Origin of the sequence: Aeromonas tecta (genome assembly GCF_000820185.1) — a bacterium.
Lineage (GTDB): Bacteria > Pseudomonadota > Gammaproteobacteria > Enterobacterales > Aeromonadaceae > Aeromonas > Aeromonas tecta.
In genome coordinates this window covers 123,241-148,048 of sequence record NZ_CDCA01000045.1, presented here as the reverse complement: position 1 = coordinate 148,048, position 24,808 = coordinate 123,241, and the positions used below count along the sequence as shown (strand labels likewise).

The window sequence follows — 24,808 nt, the reverse complement described above, 5'->3', positions numbered from 1 at the left end:
TCATTAAAGTGTCACATTAAATCCATAAATTTGTCACTGCCAGGTCAGATACTGGCGCCGTCTTAAGAACGAACCCTCCGCTACTTTGGAGAAGAGGGGACGGAACGAAACTCAGCAATCTGACAGACGCCGTCGGGTTGATCACCGCAAGACAGTGTTAATCGGCGCCATGTATTGGCAATAGCCTTCTGTCACCTTGGAGAGAGGAGACAGAATGAAACTCAAGGTAATAGCCTTCTGTAACTTTGGAGAGATTGGATGAAACTCAACAAACTGGCCGGTGTGATTGGATTCACCGCAGCAACCCTGTTTTCTGTCAGCGCTTTGGCTGCCGGTGTGGATAAAGACCTGCCGGATTACACCCCGACCAGCGGCATCTCGGGCAACCTGTCCTCTGTCGGCTCAGACACCCTGGCCAACATGATGACCCTGTGGGCCGAAGAATTTAAGCGCATGTACCCCAACGTCAACGTGCAGATCCAGGCCGCCGGCTCTTCTACCGCGCCGACCGCACTGACCGAAGGTGTCGCCCAGTTTGGCCCCATGAGCCGCGCCATGAAGGCCGGTGAAGAAGAGGCGTTCGAGAAGCGTTACGGTTACAAGCCGACTGCCATCCGCGTCGCGGTCGATGCCCTGGCGGTGTTCGTCAACAAGGACAACCCCATCAAGGGGCTGACCATGCCGCAGATCGATGCCATCTTCTCCAGCACCCTCAAGTGCGGCGAAGCCAAGGCTGCCACCAAGTGGTCTGATCTGGGCCTGGACGGCAGCTGGTCCGCCAAGGACTTGCAACTGTTCGGTCGCAACTCGGTTTCCGGCACCTACGGCTACTTCAAGGAGCACGCCCTGTGTAACGGCGACTTCAAGAGTGGCGTGAACGAGCAGCCGGGTTCGGCTTCCGTGGTGCAGTCCGTCTCCGCTTCCCTGAACGGCATCGGCTACTCCGGTATCGGTTATGTCACCTCGGGTGTGCGCGCCGTGCCGCTCTCCAAGGATGGCAAGACCTTCATCGAGGCGACCTCTGACAATGCCATCACCGGCAAATACCCGCTGTCGCGCTTCCTGTACGTTTACGTGAACAAGCATCCGAACAAGCCGCTCTCCCCGATGGAGCAAGAGTTTGTGAAGATGATCCTCTCCAAGGCCGGTCAGAACATCGTCGCCAAGGACGGTTATGTGCCGGTGCCGACCAAGGTCGTGCAGGCTGACCTGAAAAAACTGGGCATGATGTAAGACATCCATCTCGTCCGCGCAGACAAACGAGCCCCATGTGGGCTCGTTTTTATTGGTGTGACGGGATCTTTTTGGTCGCATGTCATGGCTGCCAGCTTGCACCCGAGGTCAGCATTTCCGAAAATAGGGCAACTTCATGGTAAAGGATCCCTTCATGCGTGCCTCTTCCCTGTCCAAATTCGGCCTCGCGGCGCTGTGCAGCGCCCTGCTGGCCAGCTGTGCCCAGTCTCCGACCGGCCGTAGCCAGATGCTGCTCTTCTCCCCCCAGCAGATGAATCAGCTGGGTGCTGACTCGTTTGAAGAGATGAAGAAGCAGGAGAAGGTGAGCACAGATGCCAAAATGAATGCCTATGTCTCCTGCGTGGCCAAGGCGGTGACCGCCCAGGTGCCGGCCAGCTACGGCATCACCAGCTGGGAGGTGGTGGTGTTCGACTCCAAGGAGGTGAATGCCTTTGCCCTGCCCGGCGGCAAGATTGGGGTCTACAGCGGCTTGCTCAAGGTCGCCAAGAACCAGGATCAGCTTGCCACCGTCATCGGCCACGAGCTGACCCACGTGCTGGCCCAGCACTCCAACGAGCGCCTCTCTCGCGATCAGCTGACCGGCATCGGTCTGGCGGTGGCGGATGCGGCCATCGGCAGCAGCCAGGGCGGCGGTGCCACCATGGCGGCGCTCGGCCTCGGGGTTCAGGTGGGGATCACCTTACCCTATGGTCGTGAGCAGGAGAGTGAAGCCGATCGTCTTGGGCTGGATCTGATGGCTCGCGCCGGTTTCGATCCGGCCCAGGCCATTCCGCTGTGGCAGAACATGAGTGCCGCCGCCGGTGGCAAGGCGCCGCCCCAGCTGCTCTCCACTCACCCGAGCGATTCAAGCCGTATCGCCGAGCTGCAGGCCCAACAGGCCGAGGCGCAGCCGCTGTATCAGCAGGCTCGTGCGGCCGGTCTGACGCCCCAGTGCAAGGCATAACGCTACGCATGGCCCGCCCCGCTGACGCCGCCGCCATGACGGTGATGCAGCGGGCCAGCTGGTTGGCGGCCTATGGCGAGGTGCTGGGGGAGGATCTGCTGACCCAGCTGGCCGTCACCGCGCACCTGCAGATTTGGCGTGGCCGGCTCGCAGAGTCCGGCCCAAGGCCCATGCTGCTCTGCCAAGACGAGGTCGTCATCGGCCTGCTCTATTGGCAGCCGGTGCACGAGGTTGGCCAGATGACCGCCAGCATCCGGGCGTTCTACCTGCACCCCGATCATTGGCGCCAGGGCCATGGCAAACGGCTGTGGCAGGCGGTGGCGATGCAGATGCGTCGGGCGGGCTGTGAGTGCGTCAGGTTGTGGTTGCTCGATGGCAATCAGATTGGCGAGGGGTTCTATCAGCGCCGTGGCTTCGTGTTCGATGGGCAGGAGCGCACCCTGACCAGCCTTGGGCAACCCTGCCTGCAGCGACAAATGTGTCGTTTGCTTTGAGCTGGCTCTCGTTTTTGGCCTCCGGTTACTTTATTTTTTTTGCGAATTAATACAATGTTCCCCATCTGGACAGGCTGAGGTGAACCGGTTCACCGGCAAGGGAGTGTGGGCATGTATTACGGCTTTGATATTGGCGGCACCAAGATTGCTTTTGCGGTGTATGACGGCGGCTTGAATCTCTGTCACGAGGAGCGGATGGGCACCCCGGGTGATGACTACCAGGGGTTGCAGCAACTTATTCGCAGCCGGGTCCTGGAGGCTGACGCCCGTTTTGGCAGCCGAGGGGCGGTCGGCATCGGCTTTCCCGGCATTCTCAATCGCCACGACCGCAGCATAGTGGCGGCGAATCTGCCCGCCATCCATGGCCGTCATCTGGGCGCGGATCTGGCCGAGTTGCTAGGCCGCACCGTCAGCGTCGACAACGATGCCAACTGCTTCCTCTGGTCCGAAGTGCAGCAGGGCGCCGCCGCCGGGGCCGAGAGCGTGCTGGGGGTGACCATTGGCACCGGCATCGGTGGCGCCGTCTACCTGGCGGGCAAACTCATCCAGGGGCGTAACTGGTTGGCGGGGGAGATAGGCCACTACCCGTTGCCCGCCACCATCTTGATGAAGTATCCCGAGCTGCCCCGTCCTCGTTGTGGCTGCGGCCGTCTGGTCTGTTTCGAAACCTATGCTTCCGGCACCGGCCTGGAGCGGCTTTATCATCATTTCCATGGCGAGCGTGCCAGTGGCCACCAGATCGTCGCCCGTTATGAGGCCCGTGAACCCAGCGCCCTGGCCGCCATCGACTGCTGGCTGGAGATCATGGCCGCCGGGCTCGCCACCGCCATCTCGGTGATCGATCCCGAGGTCGTGGTACTGGGCGGGGGCCTGAGTGGCCTGCCAGCCCTGTATGAACAGTTACCGCAGCGTTTGCCCGGCCATCTGTTGCCCGGCGTTGCCCTGCCGGCTATTCGCCAGGCCCGTTTCGGCGGCGCTGGCGGGGTGCGCGGCGCGGCCCTGCTCAATTTATGAGATCAGACACAGGGTCTGATCTCCCCTGAATAAGGAGTCATCATGACCCGTCTTGAAATCTGTATCGACAACCTGGAATCCCTGTTTACCGCCCAGCAAGCTGGCGCGGATCGCATCGAGCTTTGCTCTGCGCTGGGACTGGGCGGTCTCACTCCCTCCTATGGTTTCATGCAGCAGGTGGCGCGCCACGCGACCATCCCGGTGTACGCCATGATCCGCCCCCGCGCGGGGGATTTCTGTTTCAGCGAGGCCGAGTGCGAACTCATGTTGCTGGACATCGCCGCCGCCCGCGCCGCGGGTCTGCAAGGGGTGGTAGTCGGTCTGCTGGATGAGACCGGCCGGGTGCCTGCCGCCTGGCTGCAGCAACTGGTCGAGGCGGCTGGTCCCCTTGGGGTCACCTTCCATCGCGCCATCGATCTCAGTTCCAACTGGCGCGCCGATCTGGAGACCATAGTGGCGGCTGGCTGTGAGCGGATCCTGAGCTCCGGTCATGCCCCGACCGCCCTGGCGGGTCTGGAGACCCTGCAAGCCATGCAGCAGACCCTGGCGGGCCGCGCCAGCCTGATGCCAGGCGCCGGTGTCAATGCCGACAACGTGCGCACCATCCTCGAGTTTACTGGCGTGAGCGAGGTGCACATGTCCGGCATGGGCTGGCGCGGTGGCATGGTGCCGCATGGCGTCAACATGGGTACCTCGGATGATGGCCGGGTCAATATCACCGACGGTACCAAGGTGGCGGCGGTGTGGGCCCTGCTGGACCAAGCCTGAGCAAAGGTGTGACGCGGTGGCATGGTGTCTCCCCGCGCGGCGTCAACATGGGTACCTCGGATGATGGCCGGGTCAATATTACCGACGGTGCCAAGGTGGCGGCGGTGCGGGCCCTGCTGGATCAAGCCTGAGAAGAAACCGACGAAACGGCGCTCTTCCTTTAGGGCGCCGGGGCTGCGCTGGTGACACGCTGAGGGGCGGATGTGAGCGCTCTCCCAGAGGCGGGGAAATCAGCGCCGCCGCCCGCAGCGCCCGGTGCAAAAGTCTGATATCATCCCGTCTCTTTTACATGCCTCTATTACTTGGATCTGGAGCTACATCTCAATGTCCCAATACGACTCTATCGAACAGAAGGCCAGCTATGGCATCGGCCGCAACATGGGTGATCAGCTGGCGCAGCAAGCCTTCGCTGGCCTGGATATCCCGGCCCTGCAGCAAGGTCTGGCAGATGCCCTGAATGGTCTGGAGTTCGCGGTCAGCCGTGACGATATCAATGATGCCTTCCAGGTTATCACCGCCCGCATGCAGGAAGAGCAGGAATCTGTCGCTAAAGCGGCTGCTGCCGATGGCGAAGCCTTCCTGGCTGACAATGCCAAGCGCGCCGACGTGAAAGTGACCGACACCGGTCTGCAATACGAAGTTATGGTCGAAGGCGATGGCGCCGTGCCGGTTGCCGGTCAGTCCGTGCGTGTGCACTACCACGGTACCTTCACCCACGGTGGCGTGTTCGACAGCTCAGTCGCTCGTGGCGAGCCGGCAGAATTCCCGGTGACTGGCGTGATCGCCGGTTGGGTTGAAGCGCTGCAGATGATGCCGGTTGGTTCCAAGTGGAAGCTCTACATTCCCCACGACCTGGCCTACGGTGCCCGTGGTGCTGGTTCCATCCCGCCGTACTCTGCGCTGGTATTCGAAGTGGAGCTGCTGGACATCCTGTGATCCAGTTGGCTTGACCACACAAAAAAACGGCGACCTCAGGGTCGCCGTTTGTTTTTAGGTCTCTGGCCTTCGGTCAATGTGCAGACACCCTGGTTTTGGATATAGTCAGGTCAGCTCAGGGAGAGAGACCATGGCAGCCATCATCGAAGTCGTCGACCTCATCAAACACTTTCCCGGCGTCAAGGCGGTGGACGGGCTCAGCTTCGCCATCCCCGCCGGCAGCTGTTTCGGTCTGCTCGGGCCAAACGGGGCGGGCAAGACCACCACCATAGAGCTGCTGGAGGGGATCCTCACCCCGGACAGTGGCCAGATCCTGTTTCATGGGGCCCCCAGAGGCCCGGATTATCGCTCGCGTATCGGCATTCAGTTCCAGCACACGGCGCTGCAGGATTTTTTGACGGTGCGTGACACCCTGCGCCTGTTCGCCAGCCTCTATCCCAACCCCTTGCCGCGCGAGCTGCTCATCGAGCTGTGCGCCCTTGGCGAGTTTATCGACCGGGACAGCCGCAAGCTCTCAGGCGGTCAGCGTCAACGGCTGCTGCTGGCGCTGGCACTGCTTGGCGATCCCGAGCTGCTGTTTCTCGATGAACCCACCACCGGGCTGGATCCCCAGGCGCGGCACCATTTCTGGCAGCGCATCGAGGCCATCAAGGCCCAGGGCAAGACGGTGGTGCTCACCACCCACTACATGGACGAGGCGCAGCAGCTATGCGATCGCATCGCCATCGTCGATCATGGTCACCTGCTCAGTCTGGATACTCCGGCAGCCCTGCTGGCCCGCCACTTCGACGGTGTGCTGGTGCGGTTGGTGGATCACCCTGCGCTGGCCACGCTAGGCCACCCGCTGCAGCGCCATGGCGATCAGGTGGAGCTGACTTGTCCCGATGTGGCGGCCTTGCTGCCACAGTTGCTCAGCCTGGGGGTGCCGTTGACCGGCATGCAGGTGCGATCCCCCAATCTGGAGGATCTCTTCTTGCACCTGACGGGTCACAGCCTGAGGAGTGGATCATGAGCAGGCGCGTTGGTGGTTCCCTCAAGCGTATCGGCGCGCTCTTCTATGCCCGCAACCTCGAGTTTGTACGAGACAGGGCTGCGCTGATCTGGAACCTGGTCTTTCCCTTGTTGCTGGTGCTCGGCTTCTCCCTCATCTTCTCCGGTCCCCCCAAGCCCCTGGTGCAGATTGGGGTGCTGGGTGAGCTGCCCGTCGCCTATCAACCCCTCCACAAGATCCCGCTGCTGAAGCTTATCCCCTATGACGACGAGGGGCGGGGGCAGCTTAAGGTGCGTCATCATCAGCTGGATCTGTTGCTCTCACCGGCGCGCGGTCGGTATTGGGTCAACCCGGATGCGCCGCAGGGGGCCATGGCGGAGTATCTGCTGCGCCAGGCGGTGTTCCTGCCGCTGGTGAAAGAGAGCCTGAGCGGGCAGGCCATTCGTTACGGTGACTGGCTGTTGCCCGGAGTGATCGGTATGAACCTGATGTTCTCCGGCCTGTTCGGGGTCGGTTTTGTCATCGTTCGCTATCGCAAGAACGGCGTGCTCAAGCGGCTGCGGGCCACGCCACTGTCGGCGGCCGAGTTTCTCTGTGCCCAATTGTTGTCGCGGGTGTTGATCACCCTGGTAGTGAGTGTGCTGGTGTTCCTGGTGGCGTACTGGCTGCTGAGCGTCCCGCTGCTCGGTTCGGGCTGGTTGCTGCTGCTGATCGCCCTGATAGGAGGCGCTGCCATGGCATCTCTGGGCTTGCTCATCGCCGCGCGCCTTCAGAACGAAGAGCTGGCGAGCGGTTTGCTCAATCTCATCAGCCTGCCCATGATGTTCTTATCCGGAGTCTGGTTTTCGCTGGAAGGTTCTCCTCCCTGGTTGCAGGCCGTGGCCGCCCGCTTGCCACTGAGCCAGATCATCGAGGCAGCCCGCGCCGTGATGCTGGAAGGGGCGGGCTGGCAGGAGGTCGCGGGATCATTGGTGCAGGTCGTTCTGTTCGCCCTGGTGTGTGTCACCCTGGGGGCCATGCTGTTCAAATGGAGCACAAAATGAAGCCAATATGGTGGTTGTTGCTGGTGGCCTCGCTGCCGATCCATGCCGGTACCCTGCGTTGCAAAAGCGCGCTTCTAACCGAGGGAGACACCACGGCCGAGCTGCTGATCCGCTGCGGCCAGCCCATGCTCAAGGAAGATTTGACCCGCTACGAGGAGAACGGTTTCGGCGCCCGCATGACGGTCAAGTATGCCGAGCGCTGGACTTACAACTTCGGCACGAACCAGTTTATGCAATTTGTCACCGTCGAGAACGGTGTCATCACCGAAATCGAAGACGGCCCGCGCGGGGGTTGAATCCCCTTTCTACCACGCTTCTTCCTGCCGGTCAGAGCCTCTCGAGTAAGGGCCCATAGCCATGACGCCAGCTCCTGGAGCATCTTGCCCGGGGAGGGGCTATAGAATTAAAACTCGATATTAATTAATAAGTTAACAATTTATGCCTCGCACCAGAATTGTGCAGCCCCATTTTGCTGAAAAAATAATCACCCTGGTCAGAGGGGACATTTCAGTATGCTATTTTGTCGATAAGGGTCTATTTTTTATTCATAAGGCGTATATCGGCCCCCTCAAACATTTTGTGCTGCTGCACCAGAGTTGGGCTTGGTTGCACCGATTGACAGGTTTTCGACCAGCTGGATAAGCTGCAAAAAAGCAGGGAAACGCTGGCATCTTGCAAGGTTTTGGGTGCCAACTTGAATCAAACCACAGGGAAGCGTGACATGAAGCAGATACACAAGGCGGGTATGGTTGTAGTGCTGTCGCTGGCGGCAGCCAATGTCTGGGCCGACGGCACTCTGGATGCGGTTAAGAAGAAAGGATTCGTGCAGTGCGGGGTGGGTGATGGCTTGCCCGGCTTCTCCAATCCGGATGCCAAAGGCACCTGGACCGGCTTGGACGTGGATGTTTGCCGCGCCGTGGCCGCCGCCGTGCTGGGGGATGCCACCAAGGTCAAATATGTCTCTCTTACCGCCAAGGAGCGCTTCACCGCCCTGCAATCCGGTGAGGTGGATCTGCTGTCGCGCAACACCACTTGGACGTTGACCCGTGATGGCTCCCTTGGCTTGACCTTCGCCGGGGTGAACTACTACGACGGCCAGGGCTTTCTGGTCAACAAGTCCCTCGGGGTCAAGAGTGCCAAGGAGCTGGATGGCGCCGCTGTCTGCATCCAGTCCGGCACCACCACCGAGCTCAACCTGGCGGATTACTTCCGTGCCAACGGCGGCATGAAATATACCCCTGTGGTGTTCGATACCTCGGATCAGACCGTCAAAGGGTTTGAGGCGGGGCGCTGCGACGTGCTGACCTCGGATCAATCCCAGCTCTACTCCCTCAAGATCAAGCTGGCCAAACCGGGAGATGCCGTGGTGCTGCCAGAAGTTATCTCCAAGGAGCCGCTGGGCCCGGCGGTACGTCAGGGGGATGAGCAGTGGTTCAAGGTGGTGCGCTGGAGTCTCTACGCCATGCTCAACGCCGAGGAAGCTGGCGTGACCAGCGCCAATGTGGACGAGATGCTCAAGTCCACCAACCCGGACATTCGTCGTCTGCTGGGGCTGGAAGAGCCCAAGGGCTCAGTGCTGGGGCTGGATGACAAATGGGCCTACAACATCGTCAAGCAGGTTGGCAATTACGGCGAGTCGTTCGATCGCAACGTGGGCGCTGGCTCTCCTCTCAAGATCGATCGCGGCATCAACGCACTCTGGAACAAGGGTGGCCTGATGTACGCACCGCCGATCCGCTGAGTCGATAGCTGTCGGGGGGCTCGGCCCCCCATTTCCCCCTTGCCTTGGCTTTGTCGGAGTCATCCTTATGGCGTTACATGCAGCAAACCAGAGGAAAGCACAGGGCCGCTGGTGGTATGACGCGAAAGTACGGGCGGTGATCTTCCAGTGCCTGGCCATTGCCGCCGTTATCGCGTTTCTGTTCTACATCATCAACAATGCCCTGACCAATCTGGCAACCCGTGGCATCACCACCGGCTTCGATTTTTTGGGCAACACCGCCGGGTTCGGCATACTGCAGAGCCTGATCCCCTACGATGAAACCTATACCTTTGGCCGCACCTTTGTCGTTGGCCTGCTCAATACCCTGTTGGTGTCGGTGCTCGGCATTTTGTTTGCCACCCTGCTTGGCTTCATGCTCGGTATCGCTCGTCTGTCGAGCAACTGGCTGGTCGCCAAAATAGCCACGGTCTACATCGAAACCTTCCGCAACATTCCGCTGCTGCTGCAGATCTTCTTCTGGTATTTCTCGGTGCTGCGCACCCTGCCATCACCGCGCCAGAGCGTAGAGCTGGGGGAGCTTGCCTTTCTCAATGTGCGAGGACTCTATCTGCCCAAACCCTTGTTTGAGGACGGGTTTGGCTATGTGTGGTGCGCCCTGTTATTGGCCTTGCTGCTGAGCTGGGGCCTGCGCCGTTGGGCCCTGCGCCGACAGGAGCAGACAGGCAGGATCTTTCCAATCTGGCTCAGTTCGCTAGGCTTGGTCATCCTGCTGCCCTTGCTCACCTTCCTGCTGGCGGGAAGCCCGCTCTCCTGGAGCATCCCGACCCTGCAGGGCTTCAACTTCCGGGGTGGCTTGACGGTGTTGCCGGAACTGGCGGCACTGCTGCTGGCGCTAACCATCTATACGGCGGCCTTCATCGCCGAGATAGTGCGCTCCGGCATTCTGGCCATCAGCAAGGGGCAGACCGAAGCCGCCTCCGCGCTGGGCTTGTCGCCCACCAAGACCCTGCGGTTGGTGGTCATCCCACAGGCGATGCGGGTCATCATTCCACCGCTGACCAGTCAGTACCTGAACCTCACCAAGAACTCATCTTTGGCCACCGCCATCGGTTACCCGGATCTGGTCTCGGTGTTCATGGGCACCACCCTCAACCAGACCGGGCAGGCGATCGAGGTGATCGCCATGACCATGGGGGTCTATCTCCTCATCAGCATCACCACCTCGGTACTGATGAACATCTACAACCGCAAGATGGCGTTGGTCGAGCGCTAGGGAGGCAATATGCATGTGAACGAGTTGCAAGAAGCGCTGCCGCCGCCCAGCAACCGCCGTGGCGTCTTCGCCTGGTTGAAGTCAAACCTGTTCCCCAACTGGTGGAGCAGCCTACTGACCCTGGCGCTGGCCTATGTGCTGCTGCCCGCTATCTGGTCGGCGCTGGATTGGGCGCTGTTTTCGGCCAGCTGGCAGGGCAGTAGCCGCGCCGACTGTGTGCAGGGCGGGGCTTGCTGGATCTTTATCGAGAGCCGCCTTGGGCAATATCTCTACGGCTTCTACCCGGTGGATCAGTACTGGCGCATCAATCTGGTGTTCGCGGGACTGGCAGTGTTGCTGGCGTTGCTTATCTGGCCGCGTACGCCGCGCAAGGGCTGGTTGGCGCTGTTTACCCTGCTGGTGTTCCCGGTCATCGCCTTTGTGCTGATCCACGGTGGCGCCGGCCTGGAAGTAGTGGAGACCAACCGCTGGGGTGGCTTGATGCTGACCCTGGTATTGGCGGTGGTGGGGATAGCCGTCGCCCTGCCATTCGGCATCTTGCTGGCGCTGGGGCGCCGCTCCCACATGCCGGTCATTTCCAGCCTCTCCACCGTCTACATCGAGTTCTGGCGGGCGGTGCCGCTCATCACAGTGCTGTTCATGGCGTCCGTCATGTTGCCACTGTTCATGACCAGCGAGGTGGAGCTCGACAAGCTGCTGCGGGCCCTCATCGGCATCATCTTGTTCCAGTCTGCCTATGTGGCGGAGGTGGTGCGCGGTGGCCTGCAGGCGATCCCCAAGGGGCAGTACGAGGCGGGGGAGGCGCTCGGGCTCTCTTATTGGAAGGTGATGGGGCTCATCATCATGCCCCAGGCCCTCAAGATCACCATTCCTTCCCTGGTGAATACCTTTATCTCGCTGTTCAAGGACACCAGTCTGGTGCTGATCATCGGCCTGTTCGACCTGCTCGCCATCTCCAAGGTGGCGCTGGCGGATCCGGCCTGGCTTGGTTTCTCGACCGAGGCTTATGTGTTTATCGCCATGATCTTCTGGATGTTTTGTTTCGGCATGTCCCGTTACTCCATCTATCTGGAGCGCAAACTCAACACGGGTCACAAGCATTAGGAGCAGGTTAACGATGACGACAATGGCGATGGCAGAGCAGGGTGATTTTCATGGACAGCAAGTGGAACGACCACGAGTATCAGGAGTAGCTTCAAAATGACGATGGACACAGTGGTTGCACTCAAGGATGTCAATAAATGGTATGGCGAGTTTCATGTGCTGCGTAACATCAACCTGCAGGTGAGCAAGGGCGAGAAGATCGTCATCTGCGGTCCGTCGGGCTCCGGCAAGTCCACCATGATCCGCTGCATCAACCGGCTGGAAGAGCACCAGAGTGGCGACATCCTGGTCAAGGGCACGGCGCTCACCTCGGATCTCAAGAACATCGAAACGGTGCGCCGGGAGGTGGGCATGGTATTCCAGCACTTTAACCTCTTCCCTCACCTGACGGTGCTGGAGAACTGCTGCCTGGCCCCCATCTGGGTCAAGCAGTTGCCACGCAAGGAGGCCGAGGAGATCGCTATGACGTTCCTGCGTAGGGTGCGGATCCCGGAGCAGGCCCTCAAGTACCCGGGCCAGCTCTCCGGCGGTCAGCAGCAGCGGGTGGCCATCGCCCGTAGCCTATGCATGAACCCGCAGGTGATGTTGTTTGACGAGCCCACCTCGGCGCTGGATCCCGAGATGGTGCGGGAGGTGCTGGATGTCATGGTGGAGCTGGCCCACGAGGGGATGACCATGCTCTGCGTCACCCACGAGATGGGCTTTGCCAAGCAGGTGGCGGATCGGGTGATCTTCATGGACCGTGGCCAGATCATCGAGGAGAACGTGCCGGATCAGTTCTTCGACCATCCCCAGTCGGAACGGACCAAGCTGTTCCTCTCCCAGATCCTGCAGCATTGAATCCCACCTTGCCCCATCATGAAAAAGGCCCGCACGCTCGGTGAGCGGCGGGCCAAAAATGTACATGGAAGCAGACTACAGACGGAGTATGTCAGCCAGGCAACAGGGCGGTGGTGCGCAGATCCCGCACCGCCAGGTTGATCTGCCGGGCCAGCCGCAAGGCCTGATGACAGCTCAACGTCTTCAAATCGATGACCCCACCCGTGAATTCGAATCGCCCCAATGCCTCTACCATGAAACTTCCCTGATGGAAGCTCTTGATATGGCGGGCAATCTGGCGAGGAGACAACTGCTTGAACACCTTCATGGCAAAACACCCCGTTGCTTGGACAGGGCACACTATGCCGCCTCCCCGTGACACTAATGTGACATTTGATGAAGGTTTGTATGAATCCTGTTCTCCGCCTTGTTTCCCCTCAATATCAAGCGGCGTCGGCTGGCGAAAAAGTAGTGCCGTAGCGGCGCTGTGCCCCGATATACTGCGACTCATCAGAAGATCTTAACAAGGTGCCTCGCGTGGAGTGGGTGGACGTAGTAGATGAGCAAGACAGCGTGATTGGCGTCGCCGAGCGGGCCCGGGTGCGGCGGGAGAACCTGCGCCATCGCGCCAGCTATATCCTGGTGCTCGATGAGGCCGGGCATGTGCTGGTGCAGCGCCGTACTCTCGGCAAGGACTTCTGCCCCGGCATGCTGGATGCCTGCGCCGGCGGCGTGGTGACCCAGGGTGAGGTGATGGAACCTTCCGCCCGGCGCGAGCTGGCCGAGGAGCTGGGTATTCGTGACGTGCCCCTGCAGAGTTTCGGTACTTTCTACGCCGAAGGGGAGATGGACGGAAAGGGCTACAGAGTCTGGGGGGGCCTGTTCAGCTGTCACTACCAGGGGCCGCTGCAACTGCAGGCGGAAGAGGTGAGCGAGGTGTATTGGATGAGCCTGGCCGAGATAGCGGTGCGGGCTGCCGAATTCACACCGGATTCTCTGCTGGCGATTTCAACCTGGCAGGCTCGCCGACAAGGCTGAGCGGATGTCGTACTCTCACAGGTTGGAGTAGACTGAGACTCCTTCCCCCCCGTTAAGGACGAAACAACATGACTGCAGTCGGCCACACCCTGCCCGCGGGCGAATTTACCTTCATCACCCCGGATGGCAAGCAGGTACGAGATACCAATGCCCTGTTTGCGGGCAAGAAGGTGGTGCTGTTCGCGGTGCCCGGCGCCTTTACCCCCACCTGCTCCAACGCCCACCTGCCCGGTTACGTGGTGCTGGCGGACGAGTTCCAGGCCAAGGGCGTCGATGCCATCTATTGCCTGTCGGTGAACGATGCCTTCGTGATGAAGGCGTGGCAAGAGGCCCAGAACGCCTCGGCCATCACCATGCTGGCGGATGGGGATGGTAGCTGGACCCAGGCGCTCGGCCTTGCCAAGGAGACCGGCGCCTTCGGCGGTCTGCGCGCCCAGCGCTTCGCCCTGATAGCCCAAGATGGGGTGGTGCAACAGCTGTTCGTGGAGGCGCCTGGCAAGTTCGAGGTGTCCGATGCCCAGAGTCTGCTGGCCGCCCTGTAAAATGTTAATCGTTGTTTGATTAGCGCTTGAAATAGCAAACCGGCTCGCTACACTGGGCCCGATTTTGGGTGGAGCCAGGCACAGCGCCTGGCTCTCGTGTTTGCAGTGGACGGAATAGAACGATATGACTCTGGCTTTTGTTGCCCTGATTGCCGGACTGGCGCTGCTGGTCTGGAGTGCGGATAAATTTGTGGACGGCGCCGCCGCGACCGCCCGTTACGCCGGCATGCCGCCCCTGCTCATCGGCATGGTGATCATCGGTTTTGGCACCTCGGCTCCCGAGATGGTGGTCTCGGCGCTGGCGTCCATGCAGGGTAACCCCGGTCTGGCGCTCGGCAACGCCTATGGCTCCAACATCACCAATATCGCGCTGATCCTGGGTCTGACTGCCCTTATCAGTCCGATCGCCGTCTCCTCGCAGGTGGTGCGCAAAGAGATCCCCATCCTGCTCGGTATCACCCTGCTGTCCGGCGCCTTGCTGATGGATGGTCATCTGGGCAGCACGGATGCCCTGATCCTGGGGACCGTGTTCCTAGTGCTGATGGGCTGGTCCATCTGGGCCGGCATGCGCGGCAAGGGCGATGCCCTGGACGCGGACACCAGCGATGACATCAGTAGCGAGGGCATGTCGCTCAAAAGTGCCATCCTCTGGCTCATCGTCGGTCTGGTGCTGCTGATCCTGGCCTCCCGCCTGCTGGTGTGGGGCGCGGTCACCATAGCCCAGGCGTTTGGCATCAGCGATCTGGTGATTGGCCTGACCATAGTCGCGGTGGGCACCTCCCTGCCGGAGCTCGCCTCCTCCCTCATCGCCATTCGCAAGAAGGAGCACGATCTGGCCCTCGGCAACGTGCTCGGCTCCAACCTGTTCAACACCCTGGCGGTGGTCGGTATCGCCGCCGGTATTCACCCGCTGGAGGTGGACGCCATGGTGCTGTCGCGGGACTGGTCGGTGATGATGGGGCTGACCCTGTTGCTGCTGCTGATGTGTCTCGGTCGCAAGGGACAAGGGCGGATCAACCGTTGGGAGGGCGGCTTGCTGCTCGCCATCTTCGTGGCCTACACGTCCTGGCTGCTGGGTAGTCAATTCATCTAGTAATTGTTACTGTAGTGGTCGTTTGCTCTGTGAAATGAGGCCTATTTAGCCACTCTTTACAGAGGGTCGCCGCGCCAATTTGCCGGCAGGATGAAATAGAAAAGGGGGAAGCATAAGCTTCCCCCTTTTTTTGGTCTACGCGATGGCGGTTTAGGCCACGGCCACCAGTTTTTGCTTCTGGGCGCTGTCCAGAATGAGGATGCTGGCCTTGGGGAAGAAGTTGAAGGTGGAAGCGGAGGCCCAGGTGTAGGCCCCCATCACCCGGCCGATGACCAGCTCACCGATGGCTAGATCCGGCAGCATGATGCCGTCGCGGATCACGTCCACGCTGTCGCAGGTGGGGCCGGAGAGCACGGCGTTGTGCAGCGCACCACTGGCGTAGGGGGTGCTCACCGGGTAGGTGACGTGGTCATAGAGCTGGCCGTTGTAGCTGCCGTAGAGGCCGTCATCCAGGTAGTACCAGATCTTGTCGCCGCGGTGGGCCTTGCCCATCACGCTGGCAACCGAGGTCATGGCCGGCGCGCTGATGAAGCGGCCCGGCTCGGCAATCTTCTGCACCGTTGCGGGCAAGCGGGCGAGCGCTTCGCGAATGGGGGCACAGAAGCCGTCGATGTCGAATTCGCCGCCCTCATAATCCACCGGGAAGCCGCCGCCGATGTCCAGCACCCAGGGCTTGAGACCGAGATCCCATGCCTGCTCCATGATCTCGCGGCAGGCGTCGATGGCCTGCACGTGACGACGGGAGTGGGGCACCTGGGAGCCGACGTGGAACGACAGCCCCATCACCTTGATGCCCTTGGCCTGGGCCAGTTGCAGCAGCGGCAGCGCCTGCTCCGGGGTACAGCCGAACTTCTTGGAGAGATCGACCTTGGTCTCTGGGTTCGGGAAGCTGACCCGCAGCAGCAGCTTCACTTCGTCCTTGTAGGGAATGAACTTTTCCAGCTCCAGCGGGTTGTCATAGACAAACACGGTGCAGCCGAACTCCAGCGCATAGCGAATGTCGCTGTCGCGCTTGATGGGATGGGTATGAATGCAACGGCCCGGGCGAACCCCTTGGCTGCGCACCAGATCCACTTCGCCATTGGTGGCCAGATCGAAACAGGCGCCCTCTTCCTTCAAGACAGACACCACCGCCTCGTGGGGCAGGGGCTTGAGTGCATAATGCAAGCGCACATCGGGCAGCGCGACGGCCAGGGCCCGATACTGTTTGCGGATGGCTGCCTTGTCGAGCAGCAGCAGGGGGGAGCCGAATTGTTCAACCAATTGACGGTAATCTTGTGCGACCAGGGTCTCGTTCATTCTCTTTTGAAAGTCCTTAGGGGGCAGATTTGCCCTTGCCTTGGTTTGTTGAGACGGCAGCGGCCGGCTCAGGCGAGTGGTCCGGAGGGACCCACCAGACACAATGCATAACTTCCTTGCAAAGTGCTTAGTTATGCGCCGGATTATCGGCTTATTGCGTTTGTGTGCAAGCTTTTTGATTGGATATGTTGGCAAGTTTTTCTGGTCGAGACGAAAGGGGCTATCGATATAAAACCCGCAGTCGGCTGTCTGTTGAGGGCTGTGTGAGAATCGTGGGTTAACTCATTGATAGATAACGATCATTTAACATCTTGCCAGCGCAATCGCTTCGCGGGAAAAAAGCGTTGTAGCGGGCGGCCGAGTGCGAGACAGCTCACAGTTTTTGGATTACCATGCCCGCTTCCTAATCCAAACTAGTTCGGATGAAGGTAGCAGGAGAGCGATGGGGGACCATCCACCGAAGAAGTGAATCTTTCAGGTACCGGGCAACCGGTGTGGACTGCTACTGGACGATACTCTGGAGAGACCCGTTAGATCGGGCGCCGAAGGAGCAAGGCACCATGACGACCCGCGAGGGCAGGCTGGTGTCGGAAACTCTCAGGCAAAAGGACAGAGGGGATGGGATGGTTGTACCTGAGCTTAGAACTGTTCACGATCTGTAACGAGAGGTCGTCAGCAAGGTAAAGAGCAGCGCAGGAACCGGAGCGTATAGATATACGTGAGGATTCCTAGCAGCACATGAGCCTTGATCACGGCCTCGCTGTAAGAGCGTGAACAAGTTATTGGCCCGCATCCGATCGCCTCTGGCTGGTCGCGACACCTATGGGAAGATCATCCTTCTCCTCCTTAATCGTTGTTTTTTAAGGAGGATGCATGTCATCAATTCAATCGGCGCTCAGCGCCATCGATAGCTTTATCTGGGGTCCGCCCCTGCTGATCCTGCTGGTCGGGACCGGTATCTATCTCACCTTGCGGTTGGGTCTGCTTCAGGTCGTGCGCTTGCCGCTCGCCCTGCGACTGGTCTTTGGTCGCGATCAGGGCCATGGCAAGCAGGGGGACGTCTCCAGTTTCGGCGCGCTCTGCACCGCGCTCTCCGCCACCATCGGCACCGGAAACATCGTCGGCGTCGCCACCGCCATCAAGCTCGGCGGCCCGGGCGCCCTGTTCTGGATGTGGATGGCGGCCCTGTTCGGCATGGCGACCAAATACGCCGAGTGTCTGTTGGCAGTCAAATATCGCCAGCAGGATGCCAACGGCCAGATGGCCGGCGGCCCCATGTATTACCTGGAGAAGGGACTCGGCTCCAAGCCGCTCGCCAAGCTGTTCGCCCTGTTTGGCATCGGCGTCGCCTTCTTCGGCATCGGTACCTTCCCCCAGGTCAACGCCATCTCGGACGCCATGAGCCTCTCCTTCTCGGTGCCCCGTGAAGTGACCGCCGTGGTGCTGACCCTGATCGTCGCGCTGGTGACCCTGGGGGGTATCAAGTCCATCTCCAGCGTGTCGAGCACGGTGGTGCCCTTCATGGCCATCTTCTACATCCTGGCCTGCGCCGGGGTGCTGGTGAACAATTTCAGCGCCCTGCCGGATGCGGTGCTGCTGGTGATCAACAGCGCCTTCACCGGCCACGCCGCCACCGGCGGCTTCGTGGGCGCCGGCATCATGCTGGCGATCCAGTCCGGGGTGGCGCGGGGGGTCTTCTCCAACGAGTCGGGCTTAGGCTCAGCCCCCATCGCGGCGGCGGCGGCCAAGACGGATTCCTGCGTGGAGCAGGGGTTGGTCTCCATGACCGGCACCTTCATCGATACCCTCATCATCTGCACCATGACCGGCCTGACCCTGGTGGTGACCGGCGTCTGGAGCGGGGATCTCAGCGGCGCTGCCATGACCAGCGCGGCCTTCGCCCAAGGGCTGGATGCTCACGTCGGCCAGTATCTGGTGAGCATAGGTCTGCTGTTCTTTGCCTTCACCACCATCCTCGGCTGGAACTACTACGGCGAGCGCTGCACCGAGTACCTGTTCGGGGTCAAGGCCATCAAGCCTTACCGCCTCATCTATCTGGTGCTGGTGGCGAGCGGCGCCTTCCTCCATCTGGACATGATTTGGCTCTTGGCGGACATCGTCAACGGCCTGATGGCGGTGCCCAACCTCATCGGTCTCATCGGCTTGCGCCACGTGGTGATCGCCGAGACCCGCGCCTACTTCAGCCGGGATCTGGATAATGAGGCAGAGCCGGAGCCACAGACCGCCTGAGCCCCTGTTGGTGCACCATGCTGGAAATGAAAAAGCCACGACCCGGGTCGTGGCTTTTTTATGGGCGGTGCCATCTGCATAAACGGCAGAAGGAAGGGCGTCTTCCCTCTCTCTCTGGGAGAGGGCTAGGGTGAGGGGGGCAGCCCTTCGGTCAGCAGTCCTTCCAGCCGTGCTCGCACCTTGTTTACCAACTCTTCGTCACTACCCTGCCAGTTGATGGTGCGTGCCAGCGTGGTGGAGGTACCGGGAGAGAAGCGCAGCTCCCCGCCCGCCAGCTCGTAAAACCGGCTCGCCATTCGGGTGCCTTCGTCCACGTCTCCTGCCACCAGCAACATGGCCTGAGCCAGCACGGCGCCCTGATGATCCTGGCCCGGCGCCAGCCAGCGTTGGGCGGTGCCGGTTATCTTGCGACCCTCGATCACCAGATTGTACTGACCGTCGCAAAAGGAGCCGGGCACGAAGTCGTAACCACCCTCCAGGTCATATTCACCAAGCAGGGCCAGCAGCGGCGCCCCCAGCAGCCGGTAATAATGAGCGAGATCCGTGGTGGTGCGCGGCAGCATGAGCGACAGGTTAAGGATGCCGGCGCCGTGGGGCACGGCGGTGCCGCCGCTGTCGCGCACATGTACCGGCCAACCCTCGGCGGCGAGTTGCTCGCAGGTGGCTTGATAGCGGGGCAGGCGCATGTCCTTGCGGGTGACGATAAGGCACTGGGGCGCCTGCCAGAGGTGGGCGAAGGCCTCACCGCTGCGGGCACAATGGCGCAGCCACTGCTGCTCTTGGGTCAATATCTGGTCGGGGCTGTCTGATGGGAAAGAGAGCAGGGTATAGGGCATGGGGGCATCCTGAGGCAGAGGCTGCCAAGCACAGTACCCGCAGCAGGCGATGAGGTAAAGCCCCGCACGGCGGGGCGCTACTATGTGGCTGTGGGCCTTGTCAGGACTGAGTCTTGGCGCGGATGGGCAGCAGCAGGTTCATGACGATGGCGGTGAGGCCGCCGGTGGCGACGCCGTAGGAGAGCACGCTCCTGGCCAGCTCCGGCAGGTGTTGCAGTACCTCGGGCACCTGGGCGACGCCGAGCCCCATGGCGATCGACACCGCCAGGATCATCAGGGCGCGGCGGTCCAGCTCCTCACGGGAGATGATGCGCACCCCGGCGGCGGCGATGGTGCCGAACATGACGATAGTGGCGCCGCCAAGCACGGGTTCAGGTATTTGCTGTACCAGGCTCGCCACCGCCGGGAACAGGCCGAGCAGGGCCAGCATAGCGGCGATGAAGAGGCCGACGTGGCGACTGGCCACCCCGGTCAGCTGAATGACGCCGTTGTTCTGGGCGAAGGTGGACATGGGGAAGGTGGAGAAGACTGCCGCCAGCATGGAGTTGGCCCCATCGGCCAGCACGCCGCCCTTGATCCGCGCCATGTAGACGGGGCCGTCCAGCGGTTCGCCGGAGATATCCGAGGTGGCGGTCATGTCGCCGATGGCTTCCAGCGCCGTCACCACGAAGATGATGGCGAGCGGCACGAACAGCTGCCAGTCAAAGCCAAGGCCGTAGTGCAGCGGGATGGGCACCATCACCAACGGACCTTCGAAGGTTGGTGCGTTCACCTTGCCCATCAGCAGCGCTACCCCATAGCCCACCAGCATGGCGATCATGATGGCGGAGAGGCGCAACCAGGGGTTGCGGCTGCGCTGCAGCAACACGATGAGGCCGAGCACCAGCAGAGAGAGGAAGAGGTTGGTATGGCTCGCGAAGCTGCCATCGGCGAGCGCCCCGTAGCCACCCCCCATGCTGATGAGGCCGACTTTTATGAGGGTCAGGCCGATCAAGAGCACAACTATGCCGGTCACCAGCGGGGTGATGATCCGTTTGACCAGATGCAGGAAGCGGCTCATCACGACTATGGTGAGGGCCGCCGCCAGCATGGTGCCGAACAGGGTGCCCAGCAGATCCTCGGTGGGCATGGCCGCCTGCTTGAGGGCGAGGCCGGAGGCGATGATGGGGCCGAGGAAGTTGAAACTGGTGCCCTGCACCGACAGCAGGCCTGAGCCGAGCGGGCCGAAGCGGCGGGTCTGGATGAAGGAGGCGATGCCGGACATGACAAGGGACATGGAGACGATATAGCGGGTGTCGGCGGCGGGGAGGCCGAGGGCGTTGGCGATGATGAGGGGCGGGGTGATGATGGCGACAAACATGGCGAGCATATGCTGCAGGGCGGCGAACAGGGTCTGGGGCAGGGGGGGAATATCATCGATGCCGTAGACCAGTTCGCTGTGGGGGCGCCTCGGGGGATGTGCCTCTGCGATGGGGGCGCGCGAAGCGGCAGCCTGTTCCATAAGTACCTCAAATTTTGTGGGGGAGGGGGAGAAAATTGGGCGCTATTGTAGTGGCTGAAATGAGGCTTTCCAGCGTTAATTGAGCGGGAAAAGGTTTATTTTTTGATGGGTTGAAACGTTTGCGTGTGGCGATTATGATCTGCCGGTTTGTGTGATGGCCCTCTCATTATCCCGTCGATGCCACTCTGGCTGTTTTTCATCCGTCAGTGGCGTGAACAGGTAACAGGCCCCGTCGCCATCGGCCTGCCGGTTTGGGTCGGCAGCGCCGCTCCTCCTGTGCCGACTCTCTCGTTCAGCCTCCCACCTCTGCTCATACCCTCATCCATCTGAATCGCCATCCAGGGCCTTGGCCTGCTCCGCGTTGACTTACGTGGCCGCCAGGCTCAGGCCCGCTGCGAGCGGCAGATCCCGAGATCCTCCAACCCCTCAATATTACTGATTGTTTTATCATCGTTCGGACAGGTGGGGATCTATCCTGTTTACAGGATGAAATGGGGAAGGCTTCAGGGAGAGTAGGAATGACGACAACCGCCGGTTTTAGCAGCCATTATCGCAAGGGTGATCGCATCATGCTGGGTTTACTATGGTTTACGCTTCTTTGTTCTGCTGGATTGGCACTTTGGCACAATACCTGGCTGCAGACCGCCCTGCTCGGCGCCCCTCTGTGTCTGCTCCTGACGGCGCTTTATCGGCCGCTGGCGGGGACCCGCACCCTGCGTTGCCTCATCGGGGTCGGGCTGATGCTGATGGCGGCGCTGCACATCAATCAGGCGCGCGGGATGATAGAGATCCACTTCGGCATCTTCGTGTTGTTGGCGGTGCTGACCTTTTACCGTGACTGGTTGCCCATCGTGATTGCGGCGGCGGTGATTGCGGTGCATCACGTCTTGTTTCATCTGCTGCAACACGCCGGTTTTCCGGTCTATGTGATGGCGACCCACGGCGGCTGGGGCATGATTTTTCTGCATGCCTTCTATGTGGTGGTGGAGAGCCTGATCCTCATCTACCTGGCGCGGCTGAGCCTGATGGATGCCACCGAGAACCAGGAGGTGTTGAACAAGGTGCTGGTGGCGGCGAATCAGCTCAACAGAGGCTCAACTGTGCGCAGTGAGGAGCAGGGCGTTCCGCTCTCATCGGGGCAGCGCTTCGATCACTTCCTCGGACAAGTCTCCCATCTGGTGGACGGCGTGGTGCGTGACAGCCGCAGCCTGGGAGAGCTGAGCCGGGATCTCTCCCGGGTGGGAAACACCCTGGAAGACGGTGCCCAGCATCAGCTCGATGAGGTCTCGCGGATGAGTGATGCCATGGGGCAGATGCTCACGGCCATGGATGAAATTGCCGGCCACGTGGAGCACACGCTGCAGTGTGCGGGGGAGGCCAGCGATCAGGTAGGCAAGGGGCGGGCGACGGTGGATCAGACCCGTGAGGACATCTTGGCGTTGGCCGCCAGCATCGATGCCACCGATCAGACGGTGCAATCGGTGGCGGCGCAGACCGAGCAGATCGGCAAGGTGCTGGAGGTTATCCATGACATCGCCCAGCAGACCAATCTGCTGGCGCTCAATGCGGCCATCGAGGCGGCGCGGGCGGGCGAGCAGGGGCGCGGCTTTGCGGTGGTGGCCGAGGAGGTGCGCAATCTGTCCCAGAAGACCTCGGTCTCCACCAGCGAGATCCAGCAGATCATCGAGCGGCTACAACAGGGTAGTCGGCAGGCCGCCAGCGCCATGCACAGCAGTCGCGAAGGGGCGCAGCGCTGCGTGTCAGCCAGCCAGTCTGCCGCCGAGATGCTGCATGTGGTGGCGGATGACATCGCCAATATCAACCGCTTCAACGGCCTGATCGCGGCCACTACCCAGCAGCAGTCCAGAGTCTCGGTGGACATCGGCCATCGGCTGCAGAGGGTACAGATGATTGCCGAGTGCAACGCAGACAACATCGGCGCCCTGACCCAGAGCAGCCAGTGCCTGCCGCCGCTGGCGACGCGGCTGGAAAACCTCGGCAAGGCCTTTCACGAATAGCGTGGGCAAGGGGCTTGGGCCGCTTATTGTTTACGGGCCAGAAACGCAAGATGCCACCTCAGGGGTGGCATCTTCGCAAGGCCGACAGGGGCTTAACGCAGGCGGTACTTGCCTGACAGCTGCTGGGCCAGCAGCTTGAACATGTTGAACACCGCCATAGTCTTGCCGGTCGGGGTGCCGTCTTCCCCGAGGAAGAACTCCCCCTTGAACACCAGGATCTCCCCCTTCTGCTCCACCGAGTCGGCGCGCATGCCGTGGATGAAGTCTTCGTGGCTCTTGATGATGCCGTTGGCCATCTCCAGCAGGGCAGTCTCGGTGATCAGCTCTTTTTCTGGTTGCATGCTCGTCTCCTTAAACGACTACTGACAGGGCATGGTGCGCCCTGCCGCTGATTGAAGAGGGGCCAAGCATACTGCAAAGGGGGATTTTCTGTCATTGATATTACATCGGTTTTTTCCATCCCGTCAGTTGATCACCAGGTTTTTGAGCCAGCGGCGCTGGCGGATCCGGCGCCGTACCAGCAGCACCTTGCTGAGATCTTCCAGCAGCACTACCGCCGCCACCCAGGAGAGGGGCCAGCCAAGCAGGGTGACCGCTCCCCAGGCGAGTGGCAGACCGATGCACCACATGCCGATGATGTCGATGAAGATGCTGTAGTTCACATCGCCGCCGGAGCGCAGCACCCCGATGATGCCCACCATGTTGAACACCTTGAGCAACATGCCAAGGCACATGATGCCGAGCACCTGACCAGCCTCTCCCATCAGATCGGGCGGTAGGTTGCCGACCCACAGTAGCAGGTTACTCTGCATCAACCAGACAGACAGCCCAACCAGCAGTGCGCCAACCGGTGCAAGCAGCAGGAACAGCTGGGAATGTTGCCAGGCGGCCTCATATTCCTCGGCCCCGAGCCGGTGGCCGAGCAGGATGGAGCAGGCCACCGCCAGCCCGAAGAACAGGGAGATCAGGATGCTCTCGAGCGTCCCGAGCGTGGTCATGATGGCCAGGGAGTCGGTACCGAGATGGGCATAGAGGAAGCCATAGAGCAACATGCCAAAGGCCCAGAGTCCGTCGTGCAGCAGCAGCGGCAGGGCGATCAGGGTGAAGCGCACCACCTCCTTGCGCTTGAAGGCCGCCAGCCAGTCCGGCTTGCGCGGCACCAGCCTGGACTCCTGGCGCAGCACATAGGCCAGCAGCAACACTGTCTGCAGCAGACGGGAGATGGTGGTGCCCCAGGCCGAGCCCGCAACCCCCATGGCCTCGAAACCCAGGTTGCCGAAGATGAGGGCGTAGTTGAGGATGACGTTGGCGATGATGGCAATGATGCCGATGCGGGTCGCCGCCGCCGCATTGCCCACCGAGCGCAGGGCCGCCTCCAGCGGCACCACCACGGCGGTGCAGAGGATGGTGGCGCCGGTGATCATCAGGAACTCGTCCGCCAGGATCCGCAGGGCGGGATCCTGACTGGCAAAGCCCAGCACGCTGCCCGGCGAGAGCACATAGATGAGCGCGAATGGCAGACTCACCAGCAGCGCTCCCACCAGCGCCAGCGCCAGGGAGCGACGCACCCCGGCCAGCTCACCGCGCCCGTAATACTGCGCCGCCAATACCGAGACCCCGCCAGAGAGCCCCGCTATCACCAGCAGATTGAAGAAGAAAACCCGGTTACCCAAGCCGACCGCCGCCACAGCCGTGGTGCCAAGCTGGCTCACCATCATGATATCGATGAGACCCAGCAGGGAGAACATCATGGATTGCAGCGAGACTGGCAGGGCCAGTCGCCACAATCGGGTCATGAACTCGCGATCGGTGGTTTGTTTTAAAATCGCTTGCCAATAATTCATATAAATTAACCGGGTATGTAAAAGA

25 protein-coding genes and 1 riboswitch are annotated in these 24,808 nt (G+C 61.1%); of the genes, 19 read left to right on the top strand and 6 right to left on the bottom strand.

Features of this window, described 5'->3' with window-relative positions; translation table 11 throughout:
- The first annotated feature begins 258 nt into the window (after nucleotides 1–258).
- From BN1137_RS20215 to BN1137_RS20150, 14 genes are all read left to right on the top strand, one after another.
- On the top strand, nucleotides 259–1,233 hold the full coding sequence (locus BN1137_RS20215) for a PstS family phosphate ABC transporter substrate-binding protein (RefSeq protein WP_050720307.1): 975 nt from the start codon (nucleotides 259–261) through the stop codon (nucleotides 1,231–1,233).
- Nucleotides 1,234–1,387: 154 nt separating this feature from the next.
- Nucleotides 1,388–2,197 carry a M48 family metallopeptidase gene (locus BN1137_RS20210; RefSeq protein ID WP_157433864.1) on the top strand — a complete coding sequence of 270 codons (810 nt, stop codon included), beginning with the start codon at nucleotides 1,388–1,390 and terminating at the stop codon, nucleotides 2,195–2,197.
- Entirely contained in the window at nucleotides 2,185–2,691 is a 507-nt protein-coding gene (locus BN1137_RS20205; protein WP_050720305.1) for a GNAT family N-acetyltransferase, read from the top strand. The genes BN1137_RS20210 and BN1137_RS20205 overlap by 13 nt, the downstream gene beginning before the upstream one ends.
- A 111-nt stretch (nucleotides 2,692–2,802) precedes the next feature.
- Nucleotides 2,803–3,705: an ROK family protein gene (locus tag BN1137_RS20200; RefSeq protein WP_050720304.1), complete on the top strand. Its 903-nt coding sequence runs from the start codon at nucleotides 2,803–2,805 to the stop codon at nucleotides 3,703–3,705.
- A gap of 42 nt (nucleotides 3,706–3,747) precedes the next feature.
- Complete coding sequence (locus BN1137_RS20195) at nucleotides 3,748–4,473, top strand: copper homeostasis protein CutC (protein WP_050720303.1); 726 nt, start codon at nucleotides 3,748–3,750, stop codon at nucleotides 4,471–4,473.
- Between the two features lie 8 nt (nucleotides 4,474–4,481).
- A complete protein-coding gene (locus BN1137_RS20190) occupies nucleotides 4,482–4,604 on the top strand; it encodes a copper homeostasis protein CutC (RefSeq protein ID WP_408605558.1) in 123 nt (40 codons plus the stop codon).
- Between the two features lie 193 nt (nucleotides 4,605–4,797).
- Nucleotides 4,798–5,409 (top strand): BamJ family beta-barrel-assembly machinery protein, encoded by a 612-nt coding sequence (locus BN1137_RS20185; RefSeq protein WP_050720301.1) that lies wholly within the window; start codon nucleotides 4,798–4,800, stop codon nucleotides 5,407–5,409.
- A 130-nt stretch (nucleotides 5,410–5,539) separates the two neighbouring features.
- The gene (locus tag BN1137_RS20180) at nucleotides 5,540–6,421 is read left to right on the top strand and encodes an ABC transporter ATP-binding protein (RefSeq protein ID WP_050720300.1); all 882 of its coding nucleotides are present in this window, start codon (nucleotides 5,540–5,542) and stop codon (nucleotides 6,419–6,421) included.
- Nucleotides 6,418–7,443, top strand: coding sequence for an ABC transporter permease (locus BN1137_RS20175; RefSeq protein ID WP_050720299.1), 1,026 nt, complete (start codon nucleotides 6,418–6,420; stop codon nucleotides 7,441–7,443). The genes BN1137_RS20180 and BN1137_RS20175 overlap by 4 nt, the downstream gene beginning before the upstream one ends.
- A complete protein-coding gene (locus tag BN1137_RS20170) occupies nucleotides 7,440–7,739 on the top strand; it encodes a DUF2845 domain-containing protein (RefSeq protein WP_157433863.1) in 300 nt (99 codons plus the stop codon). The genes BN1137_RS20175 and BN1137_RS20170 overlap by 4 nt, the downstream gene beginning before the upstream one ends.
- Nucleotides 7,740–8,164: 425 nt before the next feature.
- Nucleotides 8,165–9,184 (top strand): amino acid ABC transporter substrate-binding protein, encoded by a 1,020-nt coding sequence (locus BN1137_RS20165; protein ID WP_050720297.1) that lies wholly within the window; start codon nucleotides 8,165–8,167, stop codon nucleotides 9,182–9,184.
- Nucleotides 9,185–9,251: 67 nt separating this feature from the next.
- Nucleotides 9,252–10,439: an amino acid ABC transporter permease gene (locus BN1137_RS20160; RefSeq protein ID WP_050720296.1), complete on the top strand. Its 1,188-nt coding sequence runs from the start codon at nucleotides 9,252–9,254 to the stop codon at nucleotides 10,437–10,439.
- Between the two features lie 9 nt (nucleotides 10,440–10,448).
- A complete protein-coding gene (locus BN1137_RS20155; RefSeq protein ID WP_050720295.1) occupies nucleotides 10,449–11,543 on the top strand; it encodes an amino acid ABC transporter permease in 1,095 nt (364 codons plus the stop codon).
- Between the two features lie 96 nt (nucleotides 11,544–11,639).
- Entirely contained in the window at nucleotides 11,640–12,383 is a 744-nt protein-coding gene (locus BN1137_RS20150; protein WP_050720294.1) for an amino acid ABC transporter ATP-binding protein, read from the top strand.
- A 91-nt stretch (nucleotides 12,384–12,474) separates the two neighbouring features.
- Here BN1137_RS20150 and BN1137_RS20145 read toward each other — a convergent pair whose 3' ends face one another.
- The gene (locus tag BN1137_RS20145; RefSeq protein ID WP_050720293.1) at nucleotides 12,475–12,690 is read right to left on the bottom strand and encodes a DUF1107 family protein; all 216 of its coding nucleotides are present in this window, start codon (nucleotides 12,688–12,690) and stop codon (nucleotides 12,475–12,477) included.
- A gap of 209 nt (nucleotides 12,691–12,899) precedes the next feature.
- Here BN1137_RS20145 and yfcD point away from each other — a divergent pair, with 209 nt between their 5' ends.
- The 3 genes from yfcD to BN1137_RS20130 all read left to right on the top strand — a co-directional run bounded on the left by yfcD (nucleotide 12,900) and on the right by BN1137_RS20130 (nucleotide 15,035).
- On the top strand, nucleotides 12,900–13,400 hold the full coding sequence (gene yfcD, locus BN1137_RS20140; protein WP_050720292.1) for an NUDIX hydrolase YfcD: 501 nt from the start codon (nucleotides 12,900–12,902) through the stop codon (nucleotides 13,398–13,400).
- A 68-nt stretch (nucleotides 13,401–13,468) separates the two neighbouring features.
- Nucleotides 13,469–13,942 carry a peroxiredoxin gene (locus BN1137_RS20135; RefSeq protein ID WP_050720291.1) on the top strand — a complete coding sequence of 158 codons (474 nt, stop codon included), beginning with the start codon at nucleotides 13,469–13,471 and terminating at the stop codon, nucleotides 13,940–13,942.
- 124 nt (nucleotides 13,943–14,066) lie between these two features.
- Nucleotides 14,067–15,035 (top strand): calcium/sodium antiporter, encoded by a 969-nt coding sequence (locus BN1137_RS20130; protein WP_050720290.1) that lies wholly within the window; start codon nucleotides 14,067–14,069, stop codon nucleotides 15,033–15,035.
- Nucleotides 15,036–15,185: 150 nt separating this feature from the next.
- Here the strand turns inward: BN1137_RS20130 and BN1137_RS20125 are convergent, their stop codons facing one another.
- Nucleotides 15,186–16,334 carry a type III PLP-dependent enzyme gene (locus BN1137_RS20125; RefSeq protein ID WP_050720289.1) on the bottom strand — a complete coding sequence of 383 codons (1,149 nt, stop codon included), beginning with the start codon at nucleotides 16,332–16,334 and terminating at the stop codon, nucleotides 15,186–15,188.
- 507 nt (nucleotides 16,335–16,841) lie between these two features.
- Nucleotides 16,842–16,957, top strand: a riboswitch (glycine riboswitch).
- Nucleotides 16,958–17,207: 250 nt separating this feature from the next.
- Between BN1137_RS20125 and BN1137_RS20120 the strand changes: the two genes are divergently transcribed.
- Nucleotides 17,208–18,584 (top strand): alanine/glycine:cation symporter family protein, encoded by a 1,377-nt coding sequence (locus BN1137_RS20120; RefSeq protein WP_050720288.1) that lies wholly within the window; start codon nucleotides 17,208–17,210, stop codon nucleotides 18,582–18,584.
- A gap of 125 nt (nucleotides 18,585–18,709) precedes the next feature.
- Here the strand turns inward: BN1137_RS20120 and BN1137_RS20115 are convergent, their stop codons facing one another.
- Complete coding sequence (locus BN1137_RS20115) at nucleotides 18,710–19,420, bottom strand: lipoyl protein ligase domain-containing protein (protein ID WP_050720287.1); 711 nt, start codon at nucleotides 19,418–19,420, stop codon at nucleotides 18,710–18,712.
- 100 nt (nucleotides 19,421–19,520) lie between these two features.
- The gene (locus tag BN1137_RS20110; RefSeq protein WP_050720286.1) at nucleotides 19,521–20,921 is read right to left on the bottom strand and encodes a nucleobase:cation symporter-2 family protein; all 1,401 of its coding nucleotides are present in this window, start codon (nucleotides 20,919–20,921) and stop codon (nucleotides 19,521–19,523) included.
- Nucleotides 20,922–21,439: 518 nt separating this feature from the next.
- On the opposite strand from BN1137_RS20110, the gene BN1137_RS20105 reads away from it, so the two are divergent.
- A complete protein-coding gene (locus tag BN1137_RS20105; protein ID WP_050720285.1) occupies nucleotides 21,440–22,939 on the top strand; it encodes a methyl-accepting chemotaxis protein in 1,500 nt (499 codons plus the stop codon).
- A 92-nt stretch (nucleotides 22,940–23,031) separates the two neighbouring features.
- Here the strand turns inward: BN1137_RS20105 and BN1137_RS20100 are convergent, their stop codons facing one another.
- Nucleotides 23,032–23,280 carry a DUF2498 family protein gene (locus tag BN1137_RS20100; RefSeq protein WP_050720284.1) on the bottom strand — a complete coding sequence of 83 codons (249 nt, stop codon included), beginning with the start codon at nucleotides 23,278–23,280 and terminating at the stop codon, nucleotides 23,032–23,034.
- A gap of 123 nt (nucleotides 23,281–23,403) precedes the next feature.
- A complete protein-coding gene (locus BN1137_RS20095; protein ID WP_050720283.1) occupies nucleotides 23,404–24,783 on the bottom strand; it encodes an MATE family efflux transporter in 1,380 nt (459 codons plus the stop codon).
- Between the last annotated feature and the right edge of the window lie 25 nt (nucleotides 24,784–24,808).

What these genes read in the sequence shown, in the direction of transcription:
- BN1137_RS20215 (WP_050720307.1), top strand. Translation starts at nt 259, where the DNA reads ATGAAACTCAACAAACTGGCCGGTGTGATTGGATTCACCGCAGCAACC.
- BN1137_RS20210 (WP_157433864.1), top strand. Translation starts at nt 1,388, where the DNA reads ATGCGTGCCTCTTCCCTGTCCAAATTCGGCCTCGCGGCGCTGTGCAGC.
- BN1137_RS20200 (WP_050720304.1), top strand. Translation starts at nt 2,803, where the DNA reads ATGTATTACGGCTTTGATATTGGCGGCACCAAGATTGCTTTTGCGGTG.
- BN1137_RS20195 (WP_050720303.1), top strand. Translation starts at nt 3,748, where the DNA reads ATGACCCGTCTTGAAATCTGTATCGACAACCTGGAATCCCTGTTTACC.
- BN1137_RS20185 (WP_050720301.1), top strand. Translation starts at nt 4,798, where the DNA reads ATGTCCCAATACGACTCTATCGAACAGAAGGCCAGCTATGGCATCGGC.
- BN1137_RS20180 (WP_050720300.1), top strand. Translation starts at nt 5,540, where the DNA reads ATGGCAGCCATCATCGAAGTCGTCGACCTCATCAAACACTTTCCCGGC.
- BN1137_RS20175 (WP_050720299.1), top strand. Translation starts at nt 6,418, where the DNA reads ATGAGCAGGCGCGTTGGTGGTTCCCTCAAGCGTATCGGCGCGCTCTTC.
- BN1137_RS20170 (WP_157433863.1), top strand. Translation starts at nt 7,440, where the DNA reads ATGAAGCCAATATGGTGGTTGTTGCTGGTGGCCTCGCTGCCGATCCAT.
- BN1137_RS20165 (WP_050720297.1), top strand. Translation starts at nt 8,165, where the DNA reads ATGAAGCAGATACACAAGGCGGGTATGGTTGTAGTGCTGTCGCTGGCG.
- BN1137_RS20160 (WP_050720296.1), top strand. Translation starts at nt 9,252, where the DNA reads ATGGCGTTACATGCAGCAAACCAGAGGAAAGCACAGGGCCGCTGGTGG.
- BN1137_RS20155 (WP_050720295.1), top strand. Translation starts at nt 10,449, where the DNA reads ATGCATGTGAACGAGTTGCAAGAAGCGCTGCCGCCGCCCAGCAACCGC.
- BN1137_RS20150 (WP_050720294.1), top strand. Translation starts at nt 11,640, where the DNA reads ATGACGATGGACACAGTGGTTGCACTCAAGGATGTCAATAAATGGTAT.
- BN1137_RS20145 (WP_050720293.1), bottom strand. Translation starts at nt 12,690, where the DNA reads ATGAAGGTGTTCAAGCAGTTGTCTCCTCGCCAGATTGCCCGCCATATC.
- BN1137_RS20135 (WP_050720291.1), top strand. Translation starts at nt 13,469, where the DNA reads ATGACTGCAGTCGGCCACACCCTGCCCGCGGGCGAATTTACCTTCATC.
- BN1137_RS20130 (WP_050720290.1), top strand. Translation starts at nt 14,067, where the DNA reads ATGACTCTGGCTTTTGTTGCCCTGATTGCCGGACTGGCGCTGCTGGTC.
- BN1137_RS20125 (WP_050720289.1), bottom strand. Translation starts at nt 16,334, where the DNA reads ATGAACGAGACCCTGGTCGCACAAGATTACCGTCAATTGGTTGAACAA.
- BN1137_RS20120 (WP_050720288.1), top strand. Translation starts at nt 17,208, where the DNA reads ATGTCATCAATTCAATCGGCGCTCAGCGCCATCGATAGCTTTATCTGG.
- BN1137_RS20115 (WP_050720287.1), bottom strand. Translation starts at nt 19,420, where the DNA reads ATGCCCTATACCCTGCTCTCTTTCCCATCAGACAGCCCCGACCAGATA.
- BN1137_RS20110 (WP_050720286.1), bottom strand. Translation starts at nt 20,921, where the DNA reads ATGGAACAGGCTGCCGCTTCGCGCGCCCCCATCGCAGAGGCACATCCC.
- BN1137_RS20105 (WP_050720285.1), top strand. Translation starts at nt 21,440, where the DNA reads ATGACGACAACCGCCGGTTTTAGCAGCCATTATCGCAAGGGTGATCGC.
- BN1137_RS20100 (WP_050720284.1), bottom strand. Translation starts at nt 23,280, where the DNA reads ATGCAACCAGAAAAAGAGCTGATCACCGAGACTGCCCTGCTGGAGATG.
- BN1137_RS20095 (WP_050720283.1), bottom strand. Translation starts at nt 24,783, where the DNA reads ATGAATTATTGGCAAGCGATTTTAAAACAAACCACCGATCGCGAGTTC.